This window comes from Brevibacillus sp. NPDC058079, assembly GCF_042885155.1.
Taxonomy (GTDB): Bacteria; Bacillota; Bacilli; order Brevibacillales; family Brevibacillaceae; genus Brevibacillus.
On record NZ_JBHVSO010000001.1, the window covers coordinates 377,832 to 390,602 of the forward strand.

General features: G+C 47.6%; 15 protein-coding genes. 14 read left to right on the top strand and 1 reads right to left on the bottom strand.

The window, feature by feature from the left end:
- Positions 1–624: 624 nt before the first annotated feature.
- Positions 625–1,596 (bottom strand): asparaginase, encoded by a 972-nt coding sequence (locus ACFVS2_RS01960; RefSeq protein WP_173617956.1) that lies wholly within the window; start codon positions 1,594–1,596, stop codon positions 625–627.
- Between the two features lie 82 nt (positions 1,597–1,678).
- On the opposite strand from ACFVS2_RS01960, the gene prsW reads away from it, so the two are divergent.
- The 14 genes from prsW (at position 1,679) to der (ending at position 12,769) form a co-directional block, all read left to right on the top strand.
- Complete coding sequence (gene prsW, locus ACFVS2_RS01965) at positions 1,679–2,353, top strand: glutamic-type intramembrane protease PrsW (RefSeq protein WP_173617955.1); 675 nt, start codon at positions 1,679–1,681, stop codon at positions 2,351–2,353.
- Between the two features lie 20 nt (positions 2,354–2,373).
- Positions 2,374–2,532, top strand: coding sequence for a hypothetical protein (locus ACFVS2_RS01970; RefSeq protein ID WP_007716480.1), 159 nt, complete (start codon positions 2,374–2,376; stop codon positions 2,530–2,532).
- A 26-nt stretch (positions 2,533–2,558) separates the two neighbouring features.
- Positions 2,559–3,218: a cell wall hydrolase gene (locus ACFVS2_RS01975; protein ID WP_390230313.1), complete on the top strand. Its 660-nt coding sequence runs from the start codon at positions 2,559–2,561 to the stop codon at positions 3,216–3,218.
- A gap of 32 nt (positions 3,219–3,250) precedes the next feature.
- Positions 3,251–4,618 (top strand): germination protein YpeB, encoded by a 1,368-nt coding sequence (gene ypeB, locus ACFVS2_RS01980; RefSeq protein WP_390230316.1) that lies wholly within the window; start codon positions 3,251–3,253, stop codon positions 4,616–4,618.
- 115 nt (positions 4,619–4,733) lie between these two features.
- The gene (locus ACFVS2_RS01985; protein ID WP_173617952.1) at positions 4,734–5,417 is read left to right on the top strand and encodes a flagellar brake protein; all 684 of its coding nucleotides are present in this window, start codon (positions 4,734–4,736) and stop codon (positions 5,415–5,417) included.
- Between the two features lie 16 nt (positions 5,418–5,433).
- Positions 5,434–5,625 carry a hypothetical protein gene (locus ACFVS2_RS01990; protein ID WP_390230320.1) on the top strand — a complete coding sequence of 64 codons (192 nt, stop codon included), beginning with the start codon at positions 5,434–5,436 and terminating at the stop codon, positions 5,623–5,625.
- Between the two features lie 208 nt (positions 5,626–5,833).
- Positions 5,834–6,505, top strand: coding sequence for a (d)CMP kinase (gene cmk / locus ACFVS2_RS01995; RefSeq protein ID WP_007716486.1), 672 nt, complete (start codon positions 5,834–5,836; stop codon positions 6,503–6,505).
- Positions 6,502–7,095, top strand: coding sequence for a lysophospholipid acyltransferase family protein (locus ACFVS2_RS02000; RefSeq protein ID WP_390230324.1), 594 nt, complete (start codon positions 6,502–6,504; stop codon positions 7,093–7,095). The genes cmk and ACFVS2_RS02000 overlap by 4 nt, the downstream gene beginning before the upstream one ends.
- 185 nt (positions 7,096–7,280) lie before the next feature.
- Positions 7,281–8,453 carry a 30S ribosomal protein S1 gene (gene rpsA, locus ACFVS2_RS02005; protein ID WP_390230327.1) on the top strand — a complete coding sequence of 391 codons (1,173 nt, stop codon included), beginning with the start codon at positions 7,281–7,283 and terminating at the stop codon, positions 8,451–8,453.
- Between the two features lie 76 nt (positions 8,454–8,529).
- Positions 8,530–9,582: a type 2 isopentenyl-diphosphate Delta-isomerase gene (gene fni, locus ACFVS2_RS02010; RefSeq protein WP_390230330.1), complete on the top strand. Its 1,053-nt coding sequence runs from the start codon at positions 8,530–8,532 to the stop codon at positions 9,580–9,582.
- A gap of 84 nt (positions 9,583–9,666) precedes the next feature.
- Positions 9,667–10,302 (top strand): YphA family membrane protein, encoded by a 636-nt coding sequence (locus ACFVS2_RS02015; RefSeq protein ID WP_173617946.1) that lies wholly within the window; start codon positions 9,667–9,669, stop codon positions 10,300–10,302.
- A 7-nt stretch (positions 10,303–10,309) separates the two neighbouring features.
- On the top strand, positions 10,310–11,215 hold the full coding sequence (locus tag ACFVS2_RS02020; protein WP_390230334.1) for a YIEGIA family protein: 906 nt from the start codon (positions 10,310–10,312) through the stop codon (positions 11,213–11,215).
- 3 nt (positions 11,216–11,218) lie between these two features.
- A complete protein-coding gene (locus tag ACFVS2_RS02025) occupies positions 11,219–11,401 on the top strand; it encodes a capping complex subunit for YIEGIA (protein WP_390230337.1) in 183 nt (60 codons plus the stop codon).
- A gap of 54 nt (positions 11,402–11,455) precedes the next feature.
- The gene (gene der, locus ACFVS2_RS02030) at positions 11,456–12,769 is read left to right on the top strand and encodes a ribosome biogenesis GTPase Der (RefSeq protein WP_390230340.1); all 1,314 of its coding nucleotides are present in this window, start codon (positions 11,456–11,458) and stop codon (positions 12,767–12,769) included.
- Positions 12,770–12,771: the final 2 nt, after the last annotated feature.

Consider the following 12,771-nt stretch of genomic DNA (forward strand, 5'->3'; position numbering starts at 1 on the left):
ACCCTCCATATATTGAGAAAACATGGCTTCGCCGTTTTGGCGGGGCCTTTTTTATTGATGGAATGTGGCAGCGGTGAAGAGAAGAATATTTCCAGTCTAGGCTCCAGGCTCCGTCCTGCTGGGGGTAAGACTGTCCGCTCCTAAGGGATTCGCGGGGAAACGCAAAAGTGGTAGCCGCTTCGTAGCTCGGGCACGTTGCGTTTCTTTTGCCCACAAATCCCTTCTCCGCTCGGTAGGACTCCACAAGTCGCTACGTCTGGAAATATTCTTCTCTGTCGTAACTGATGACATTCTTCAATCTTTTAAGTCTTTTAAAACAAGGTTAAACAAGGATAGCTCGTAGAGGAAACAGGAGAAATAAGCGAAGATCTTAGGGACACCGACCAAGACGGAATGCGAAAAGCGAAACGCGCCCTTAAGCGGCCACCTCTGAGACACATCCTGAGAGGACGACTTTGGCCGCGGTTTCGCTTTTTGCATGGAGGCGGGCAGTCAATCCCACAGGGGGTGGCCCTAGAATCTGAGCGTTTTCTCCTGTTTCCTCCTCACCACAACAGCATCATGCAACATGTTTTCAAGGACGAAAAAAACCTCCTGATGAGCAGGAGGCTGTAGTCATATTCATTACTGGTCGAACAACAGCTGTAGCTCTTTGAAAGTCCGTGATTTTTGCAGCGTTACAATTAACTTGAGACGAGCTTTTTGCCCATTCAAACCATTGGAGAAGATGATCCCCATCTCTTTTAGTTTGCGGCCTCCACCTTCGTAGTCATAGATATCCTGCACCTGGCCATTGTAGCAGCGGGAGACGAGCACAATGGGTACGCCTTTGTCGAGTAGTTGCTGCAGGGTAGGGATGATAGCGGGAGGAAGATTTCCTAATCCGAACGCCTCTACGACGAGTCCATCAATGTGCTGCTCCAATAGAAACTGTAGCCAAGCAGGCTCCATACCAGCAACAGCTTTGATCAGCGGCACATTCGCATCAGCATGGGTAATGGTATAATGCTCTCGATCCAATGGAGCATGGTGGTATTGCACACTTTTTTTCGCAATGGTTCCAATCGGCCCGTATTGTGGCGACTGGAAGGTAGCGACATTGCTCGTATGTGTTTTGGTTACGTGTCGTGCTGCGTGAATTTCATCATTAAAAACAACAATGACGCCTTTGTTCAAACTGAAGGAGTCTGCGGCTACACGAACGGAAGAAATGAGATTAACGGGACCATCTGCCCCGAGCTCATTGCTGCTGCGCATGGCCCCGGTAACGACAATCGGGACGTGAACCGATAAAGTCAAGTCGAGAAAGTATGCGGTCTCTTCCAACGTATCAGTCCCATGGGTAATGACAATGCCATCGTAGTGATCATGTTGAAAGGCTTCCTCAATATCGAGTCGCAGTTGATTCATGATCGCAGGCGTCATATGAGGGCTAGGCAGGTTGAGTACATTTTTCATGGTGACGTCCGCATATTTTTCTAAAAAAGGAAGGATTTTGTTGACTGCTTGATCATCCAATGGCTTTACGCCTTCTGAGTCATCGACAGACATGGCAATCGTACCGCCTGTATTCACTACCAAAATTTTTTTTGACATGATCTCTCTCCTGTAGCGGGTTTTCATCAACCAGTATTCATGGTACGATGAACAATAGTCTTGTGTAAAGGAGTAATAAAAGATGATTGCTTTGATCGGCGCGGCAGTTGCCCCCGGTATCGCCATCTTAAGTTACTTTTACCTGCGTGACAGTCTCGAACCGGAACCAATTTCGATGGTGATCCGGTCGTTTATCTTTGGTATGCTGCTGGTTGTACCGATTATGGTGCTCCAGTACATCATGCAGAATGAATGGAACTGGCGGGATGGCATTGTCGCGGAAGTTTTCCAATCCGCTGTCGTGGAAGAATTTTTTAAATGGATGGTCATCTATTTTACGGTTTATAAACATTTGGAATTTGATGAGCCATACGATGGAATTGTTTATGCAGTTGCGGTGTCACTTGGTTTTGCTACGTTGGAGAATTTGCTCTACCTCATTATCAACGGAACGAATATCGCCATCTGGCGTGCTTTTCTGCCGGTATCCAGCCATGCGTTGTTTGCCGTGTGGATGGGCTATTATCTCGGACGGGCCAAGTTTTCCAAGGACGCCAAACATGAGCGGCTTTTTTTATGGATGTCGATTACCTTGCCGATCGGCTTGCATGCCCTGTACAACGTGATTTTTTTAGCAGTGCAAAACTGGTTGGTAGTGATTGTGCCATTCATGCTCGTTTTGTGGTGGCAGGGCTTAAAAAAGGTACAAAGAGCACACGATTTCGGTTCTAAAAATCTCTCTTCACGTCCACAATAGACGGTAAGGAGGAGACGTGCGTGCTAAAAACCGAACGAGCAAAAGTGACAATTCAATGCAATGTATGTGGAGAAAAGTTTACACTGCGTGGTCATCGAGAACCTGGAGGGCAAATAGAAACAGGGTTCAAGCAATGCCTGTGTGACAACGATAAGCATTTTCGGATTGACGAGTCCTGATCTTTTCCTTTCCCAACTGAAAAAGCGTGAGAAATCTAGGTGGGCCGATGCAAATAGCGTCGGTCTTTTTCTATATCCAGATTTACATGCATAATCCATTCTTCCTCCACCAACACTATGCAAAGATTTCAATACATGCCAAGGAGGATTCAGCCGTGCGTACAATCTGGATCGCAGGTGTGTTGGTGATGTTGGTAGCAGCGGGCTTGAGTGGATACAAGGTTGTCTGGAAGGAAAAGAATGTTGCTGCCGTACAAGAAGAGCAGATGGCTGCACCTGCTGAAAAGAAACAAACGGCCAAAACCAAAGCCAGCTTTCATCCTTCACGGGTCTCTGACAATGATTTGAAAATCATGGCGAATGCTGTTTACGGGGAGTCAAGAGGAGAGCCGTTTGAAGGGCAAGTAGCTGTCGCAGCCGTTATTTTGAACCGCGTCAAGAGCCCTTCGTTTCCTGATACGCCCTCTGCTGTGATATTCGAACCACGCGCTTTTACAGCAGTTGCTGATGGTCAAATATGGCTTACACCGAATGAAAGCGCAACGAAAGCAGTGAAGAATGCACTAAACGGCTGGGACCCGACAGGAGGATGCACGTACTATTTTAATCCGGATACAGCAACATCCGGTTGGATTTGGACCAGGCCGCAGGTCAAAAAGATCGGGAAACACATCTTCTGCAGATGATGGATGCGTAACCAAAGGAGGAGTGGCAAGGGATGGTATATGGAGCAACAGCACGCGTGTTATTTCCCATTGCCCTAGTTGCCTTAATAGGCGCTGGCGTGTGGGGATATCAGGAACACAATGAGAAGAACTCGGTCCTGATCAAAGCAGAAAACTCATACCAACGAGCTTTTCACGATCTCACTTATCATGTGGACAAACTGCACGATGAGCTTGGCAAATCGCTGGTGGTCAACTCGCGCAGACAAATGACACCAATTTTGACGAATGTTTGGCGGCTTTCCTATGCAGCACAAGCTGATGTCGGACAACTCCCACTGACCTTGATGGCGTTTAGCAAAACCGAAGAAATGCTGTCGAGGGTCGCAGATTTTTCCTATCGTGTCGCTGTGCGTGACTTGGACAAGCAGCCATTGAGTCAGAGTGAATACAAGACATTGAAGAGCCTGCACACCCAAGCAGAGGATATCCAGGATGATCTGCGCAAGGTACAAACCCTCGCGATGGACAAGCAATTGAGGTGGATGGATGTCGAGACGGCATTGGCCACCAATAAAAACAAAGAGGACAATACCATCATCGATGGATTCCAAACCATTGAGAAAAAAGTGCAGGAATACCCTGATTTAGACTGGGGCGTCGGGATACAGAGTCTCGATAAGAAAAAGCAGCAGCGAATCAAAGGGATCGATGGCAAAGCAGCCACCAAAGAGGAAGCAGAGAAGAATGCACTGGTATTTCTCGGGTTGAAGCCAGGAGATGCGAAAGTAGAAGTGAACGAGAACGGCAAGGGGCAGGAATACTCGGCGTATAGCGTACGTGTCACGCCAAATGGACACAAGACAGGCATTAACCTCGATGTCACCAAACGCGGCGGTAAAGTGGTTTGGATGATGAACGAGCGTGGGGTTGGCGAGGAAAAGCTGGACATGAAGCAGGCGGAAGAAAAAGGTCGAGTGTTCTTGCGCGACCATGGATTTGACAATATGCAGGTCTCCGAGATTGACAGCTACGACCGCAACGCACTCTTTACGTTTGTGCCAGTTCAGGATGGCGTTAGAATTTATCCGGACGGGGTGGTCGTCGAGATTGCGTTGGACAACGGAGAGGTTACTGCTTATAACTCAACGGAGTATCTGTTTAATCACAAAAAGAGAATTCTCTCCGAGCCCCGTCTCTCGAAAGAAGAAGCGAGGAAAAAAGTCAATCCGAGCGTAAAAGTGACGGATCAGCGCCTTGCCCTCATCGAAGGGAAAAACGATGGAAAAGAAGTACTGGCGTGGGAAATGACAGGCAGCTTTGAAGGAAATTCGTACATGGTCTACATCAACGCCATGAATGGAGAAGAAGAAGAAGTTGTGAAAATGGAAACGGGATCAGGACAGAACGAAGGACAATAGTGTTTAAAAAAACAGGGGGAAAGCTAGTTTTTTAGCGGCTTTCCCTATTTGCTGATTCGAAACAATAGGGTATATAATGGAAAGGGTGATAGGGAAGGGGAGGAACATTTACTTTATGATGCTTCCACGAATAGGACAAACAATAAGACTAAACTTCACGAGTTCCTCAGAAGAAACGGAGCTGCAAACTTTCAAAAGCCGTGTGGCTGATTTGAAAGATGATGTAGCTTCCATCGAGTTGCCAACCAGCGAAAACACTGGACGGACTGGAGTATTTCAACCGGGGACAGAATGCTTGGTTTGGTATGTTGGCGAGGATGGCTCACGCTATGAATTCCGCTCTGCGATTGTCGGCAGGCAAAACAATCACATTCCTGTTCTGCTTTTGCAACTGCCGGCCAAAGAGGAGATTGTGCGCACACAGCGACGAAACTACTTGAGAATTGACACCACGGTAGACATCGCAGTCAAACTGGATGATCCGATTCGACGCTATCATTTTCTGGCACGAACGCTGGATATCAGCGGTGGTGGGCTGTCTTTTAGTTGTGAGGAAAGCTATCATTTGAAGGAAAAAGACAACTTGCACGTCTGGATTTCTCTTCCAAACAAAAATGGACAGGTTCAACATGCTTTTGTGGAGATGGAAATCGTCAGACAAAAACCGGCGGAAGAAAAAGGTTTGCACCAATGGATTTCGGGGAAGTTCACCCAAATCAGTGAGCAAGATCGGGCAAAAGTGGTTAGAGCGTGTTACGAGAGACAGCTAGAGCTTCGCAAAAAAGGCGTTGTGGATTGACGCTTCATCAGAGGAAGTGACCCTATTGACCAGCCAGTACAACGATCGTTTTTGCAGCTTTTCCAAACGGGTAGAAAAAGGCATCATGATTGGAATTGTCGTATGTGCGATTGTACTGACTATAGGCGAAGTCCTCATTCAGTACGTACCCGCAAGACTAGTATTAATTGAAACAGAGCGCTTGGAAGGCGTGTCCAGAGAGCCCTAAAGGTTTGCGCATGCTTCCATACTATGGTACTATTATAGATAACATAGAAAACGGTCTTGGATCGTTTTGTGTAGACCGCTAGTGGTCACAGCCAAATTCGAAAAACGCAATATCGTTTTTCATCACACAAAGAATGGGAAAGGGCTTCGACAGAAGCTTTTCTTGTTTTATTCCCATCCGAACTAACGTACATAGCAGGTGAGAAGTAATGAACATTGCCATTGATGGACCAGCGGGAGCAGGCAAAAGCACTGTCGCACAAAAAGTAGCGGGACAACTGGAATACGTGTACATTGACACGGGTGCCATGTATCGTGCCCTTGCTTGGGCAGTCCACCATCATCAGCTCCCTATCAACGATGAGTCTGCAGTTTCCGAACTTTTGCAAAAAAACAAGATTCAACTGGTTCGGGAAAACGGACAGCAACATGTATACTGGAATGAAATCGATGTCACAAGCTGGATACGTTCCACAGAAGTGAGCCAGTACGCCTCCATTGTAGCGAGCTACGGTTCCGTACGTGAACAAATGCTTGTGCTCCAGCGACGATTGGCGACTCAAGGCAATGTCGTGATGGACGGCAGAGATATCGGTACTCATGTTTTGCCTGATGCAGATGTAAAGATATTTCTGACAGCCTCCATCCAAGAGCGTGCAGAACGCCGCTGGAAGGAACTACTCGCAAAAGGTACCCAGACAGACTTAGCTGAGCTGGAAAAAGAAATCGAAGAGCGAGATCGACGGGACATGCAGAGAGAAGTCGCACCGTTGCGCCAGGCGGAAGATGCCGTTTTGGTAGACACAACAGGAATGACCATTGATCAGGTGGTCGATCGCATCTTGCAAATCTGCGAGCGAACGGGAGAGTCAACCCATTGAGTTACTATCGTTTATTCAGAGGTTTTTTTCGCATAATTTTTTCGCTTGTCTTTCGTTGGCAAGTGATCGGGCGTGAACATATACCTAAGGAAGGCCCAGTGATCCTTTGTGCCAACCACATTTCTTTGTGGGACCCACCCCTTCTCGGGAGTGGTATCGAGCGTCAGGTTCATTTCATGGCCAAAGAAGAGCTTTTCAAAATTCCAGTCATATCCTTTCTCATTACCAAATTCGGTGCATTTCCGGTCAAACGGGGTGCAGGAGATCGTGCGGCTATTCGCACGACTCTCAAATTGCTGGAAGATGGAAAAATCTTTGGAATCTTTCCTGAGGGAACCCGTAGCAAAACGGGGGAACCAGGGGAGGCGATGCCGGGTGTGGCGATGTTCGCTCTCAAGTCAGAAGCCGCGGTCATTCCGGTAGCGATTATCGGGCCATATCGACCGTTTCGTTCCATTAAGATCGTTTATGGTAAACCGATCGATCTGACTCGTCTGCGCGAGGCCAAATCAAGCGCTGACACGTTGAAGGAAACGAGCGATCTGCTTATGGAGCACATCAAGCAATTACGGAACCAGCATCTCTCTTAGCAAACGGTATAGAATTGCTAAAGGGACGAATACTAAATCTGCTGGAACTTACTGGCTTCATCAGTACTAACTGCCAGCCATCAGGCGACAGTTAAAAATATACATGCTCCCGCTTCATGTAGTGAGGTTGTACACAACCTGTACATAGACGTTTGGGACTGGATGGTATTAAGGAGGTCTTTTGAATGATGGAAGAAACGAACGTAAGCTTGACGGATGCAACAACCATTTCCGTAGGAGATGTCGTAAAAGCAACCGTAACAAAAGTTGAGGACAAACAAGCGCTTGTAGATCTAGGCTACAAGTACGATGGTCTGATTCCTATCAGCGAACTGTCTCCACTGCATGTTGAAAAGGTATCTGATGTAGTAGCGGTTGGTGATACTTTCGAAGTGAAAGTCATCAAGCTAAACGACGAGAAAGAAGAGCTCGTTGTTTCCAAGAAAGCCGTAGCGATGGAATCCTCTTGGTCAGATCTTGAGCAAAAAATGCAAGCGGGTGAAATCATCGAAGCGACTGTGAAAGAAGTAGTGAAGGGCGGACTAGTTGTTGATGTAGGTGTTCGCGGCTTCATTCCGGCTTCCATGGTTGAGCGTCATTTCGTTGAAGATTTCTCCGATTACAAAGGCAAAACATTGGCTTTGAAAGTAGTAGAAATGGATAAGGAAAAGAATAAAGTTATCCTGTCCCACAAAGCGGTATTGGAAGACGAAGTAAAAGTGCAAAAGCAATCCATTATGGACAAAATCCAAGTGGGTCAAGTATTGGAAGGAACGGTTCAGCGCATGACCGATTTCGGCGTTTTCGTGGATATCGGTGGTGTTGATGGATTGGTTCACGTATCTGAACTTGCTTGGAACCGTGTAGATAAGCCGTCCGATGTCGTGAAGGAAGGCGACAAGGTACAAGTGAAGGTCCTCAAAATTGACCGTGAAAACGAGCGCATTGGCCTTAGCATTAAGGAAACGCAAGCAGGTCCATGGGCGAACGTTGCAGAAGATTTCAAAGCAGGCTCTATTTTGAATGGAACGGTAAAACGTTTGGTGTCCTTCGGTGCATTTATTGAGCTGGCTCCTGGAATCGAAGGCCTCGTACACATCTCCCAAATTGCAAATCGCCGTGTGAATACACCGAGTGAGGTGTTGAAAGAGGGCCAAGAAGTACAGGTGAAAGTTTTGGATGTTGTTCCACAAGAACAGCGCATTAGCCTCAGTATCCGTGCAGTAGAAGAAGACCGTGTGGAGCAGGCAGAGCGTGCGAGCAAGCGTGAACAGCAACAATTCACGCAAGAAAACAACCAACCAATGGGCGTGACATTGGGCGAGTTGTTCGGTGATCTGAAAGACAAGTTCAAGTAAGATAAAAAGTAGGATTCATGGGGATACGCTCTGGCGTATCCCTTTTTTCTGGGAGTGAAAGTCTAGGAGGGGTACAATGGATCGTCGTTCGATTAGAAAACTGGACCATATTCGAAATGCTCTTGTCACTGGGGAAGACGGTGCGAATAGCTTTGATGATGTTAGCTTTGTTCCGAACAGCTTGCCGAATACAGCGTTTGCTGAAACCTCACTGGACACCGAGATCGTATCCTTGCGACTCTCCTCACCGATTATGATTAATGCGATGACGGGTGGAGCTAGTGGGACTACGCAGATCAATCAAAAACTGGCGATCATTGCGAGGGAACGCAATCTGGCTATGGCTGTTGGCTCACAAATGGCCGCTCTGCGTGATCCAGATGTTACGGATAGCTATCGGATTGTCAGAAGGGAACATCCACAGGGGATCTTGTTTGCAAATGTTGGGGCAGAGGCGACAGTGGAGCAGGCAACAGCAGCAGTGGAGATGATAGAAGCGAACGGACTGCAAATCCATCTGAATGTTATGCAAGAACTGTTGATGCCTGAGGGAGATCGTGATTTTCGCGGCTATCTCGAGCGGATTCAAGCGATTAGGGAGAGCCTGGATGTGCCGGTTATTGTCAAAGAAGTCGGTTTTGGCATGGCGAAAGAATCAATCGAGAAGCTCATAGAAATCGGGATCAGAACAATCGATGTGGGTGGAAGAGGCGGAACAAATTTTGCTCAAGTCGAAAATATGCGAAGTGAACATCCTCATGCCATGTTTGAGGATTGGGGATTCACGACGGTGGAGAGCTTGCTGGAAGCGAATGCTGTCGGTCATCCGGGAATGTCGTACATAGCAACAGGCGGTGTTCGTCATGGACTCGATGTAGTCAAAGCCGCTTCTTTAGGCGCGTCCGCTGTCGGGATGGCGGGGGCAATGCTGCGTCTGGTTCAACGCGAATCTCTGGAAGAATGCTTTTCTACCATCGACAGATGGCATCATCAAATTCGAGTGGCGATGACGGCACTCGGAATGAAAGTTCTGGCAGAAGCGGTATGTACTCCTGTTATGATCACGGGAGAAACAGCGGAGAGAGCTAGGCTTCGTCACATGCAATTGGAGAGACTGGCACAACGTTAGTTAGTGGACGAGCATTCGATTCATGAAATTTCCTTGGTTGAGGCATACTTTTGGGGAGACAACCATCATTTTGAGGAGATGAACATGAACGAGGGAACCGTTGCGATCCTCATCCAGTGGTCTTTGCTGTGTCTGGTCTGGATGGGAAGCTTTGACTTGCAGCTGCGAAACATGAAGATGGAACGCAGACGAGTGCTCGCAGTGATCAGTGCGTTTTTAATGTGTACGTTTGTTAACTGGGAAATCTATTTTGCCCCCATTCAAGTTAGTCTAAGTGGAACGATATTGCCACTGATCGCAAGCATTGTCCTTTACACCAAGCTCATGTCCAAAATACGCAGATTGTACTTGCTGAGTGCGCTGGCAACGGCCCTTTTGCTATTTTGGCTGCGCTGGCTGTTTTTTACCGATCCGATCTTGCTGTTTTGGGATGAGAGGATCATCGTACCCGCAGTTGGAGTCAGTACGATTTTTTTGATGAGCAGAACGAATCTGGGACAGCTGTTTCAGCTCACGCTCGCCATGCCACTCGCAGATGCGATACATTCGCTATATTTTTGGAAATTGTCGGGTTCCTGTCATTGGGGATCGGAGTATGCGCAAGATCTACTGTGGAGTGGCATATCACTATGGGCTCTCGTCAGCATAGTCTGGTCTGCGATTCGTCGTATCCTTGGTAGAACAGAAACAGAGTCTTCCCATTCCGATACGGGCAGGTGACGCTAGGGTGTTCAAGGAATTGCTAGCTTATGAATATGTTTTTCCTTTAGTTCTGGGCTTCCTATTCGGGATTATGTGCCGAATTCATCTTTTGCGAACAGATTATCGACAATATCCAACCTATCCCCACGGAAAAATTATTCACGTTTCACTTGGGGTGATCGCATCCGCGCTCGGAGCGATAGCGATTCCCGCCCTGCTCAAGGAGAACTACACGGCAGTCACATTTTTGACAGTGGCTGCTCAGCAATTCCGCGATGTCAGGAACATGGAACGCACTACGCTCACGGCGATCGATAAGCAGGAGCTGGTGCCCCGTGGTGGTCCCTATATCGAAGGAATCGCAATGGTGTTTGAAGGACGCAATTACATGGTCATGTTTACGTCTCTGGTGACAACGACGGCTACCATCCTTTTTCATTGGTGGGGGGGTGTCATTGCAGGTGTAATTGCCTTGATAATCTCTCGCAAGCTGCGTTCTGGAAAAACACTGTCGCTGATTGCAGAGATCGAGCCGGGCAAAGTCAGAATGGAAGGAAGAGACTTGTATGTCAACGACATTTACATCATGAACGTCGGTCTGGCAGATGCCCAAGAGATTATACGTGAGCAAGGTGTGGGTTTTATTTTGACACCGAGGGATGCCAATGCCAAGGTAACGATTGCCCACCCAGGACAGCGACAAGCGATTCTGCACGATGTCGCGACGCAGCTCGGTGTATATACAGATACGGGAGAGCCATCGCTAACACCGTTGGTAAAACGTGATATACAGTCAGGGAGACTGGGTGTATTTTTATTGCCGCAAGAAAAAGATGTGGAACGCGCAACGTCCGTCATTCGTGCTGTCCCGATTCTCGAAAGCGTCTTCCGAATGCCAACGAAGACTAGAATCGTGAAAAAGGAGCTGTAGGTCATGACAGGATTAATCTTGGCGGTGATTACGACGAACAAAGATAGGATTGCGGGTGGTGTGCCGATTTTTATCGAGTCTACTACAGAGAAGATGCAGAAAACAGCTTTCACTTTGGAAAAGATACTGGACGCGATGGTGCATGAAGTGAGCGACGATACCCTTATCATTGTTCGGCATAAGTAGTGTATGGTATGATTAGCTAGTCAAAACGTAAAATGAGAGAGAGTGTTGTTAATTATGGGATTACCAGTGGTAGCCATTGTGGGGAGACCCAACGTGGGGAAGTCCACGATTTTTAACAGATTGATTGGCCAACGAGTCGCGATCGTGGAGGATATGCCGGGAGTAACCCGTGACCGCCTGTACGGGAAAGGTGAATGGCTAACTCATACTTTCCATGTGATTGATACCGGTGGGATTGAGTTTGGCGAGACCGACGAGATTCTTACACAGATGCGTTATCAGGCAGAGCTCGCGATTGATGAAGCAGATGTCATCGTTATGATTGCAGATAGCCGCACAGGTGTGACAGATGCGGACGTTGAACTGTCACGGATGCTGAATCGGACAGGAAAACCTGTCGTACTCGCGGTGAACAAAGCGGATAATCCGGAAATGCGTGCGGATATTTACGACTTTTATTCCTTGGGCTTGGGCGAGCCATTCCCTGTCTCAGGTAGCCATGGTCTTGGCTTGGGCGATATGCTGGAAGACGTGGTTCAGCATTTCCCTGCTGAGGATGACGAAGAGAAAAGAGACGATGTCATTCGTGTATCCATCATCGGTCGTCCAAACGTCGGGAAGTCTTCCTTGACGAATGCGCTTCTCGGTGAAGAGCGAGTCATTGTGAGTGATGTTGCCGGAACGACCCGTGATGCGATCGATACACCGTTTGAACGCGATGGTCAAAGCTACATTCTCGTGGATACGGCCGGTATGCGCAAGCGCGGTAAGGTGTATGAAACAACGGAAAAATATAGTGTAATGCGCGCGATGCGTTCCATTGAAGATTCGGATGTTGTTCTTGTTGTCATTGACGGTGAAGAGGGCATAATCGAGCAGGACAAGAAGATCGCAGGTTATGCACATGAGGCTGGTCGTGGTGTAATCATTATCGTCAACAAATGGGATGCTGTCGAAAAAGATGACAAAACGATGCAACGCTTCACTGAGTTGATCCGCGAAGAGTTCAAATATCTGCATTACGCACCGATACTGTATGTTTCTGCGAAATCAAAACAACGTGTTCACACGATTCTTCCAAAGGTCAATGAGGTTTCTCAAGCACATGCGATGCGAGTTCCTACCTCTGTCCTTAATGATTTGGTAACGGATGCGACAATTCGTACCCCACCACCGTCTGATCGTGGAAAGCGCTTGAAAATCAACTATACGACACAAGCGACGGTGAAACCACCGACGTTCATTCTGTTTGTTAACGATCCAGAACTGATGCACTTCTCCTATGAACGTTACATAGAGAACAAAATCCGCGAAGCATTTGTGTTTGAAGGCACGCCAGTACGAATCTGGACGCGGAAAAAAACGTAGGG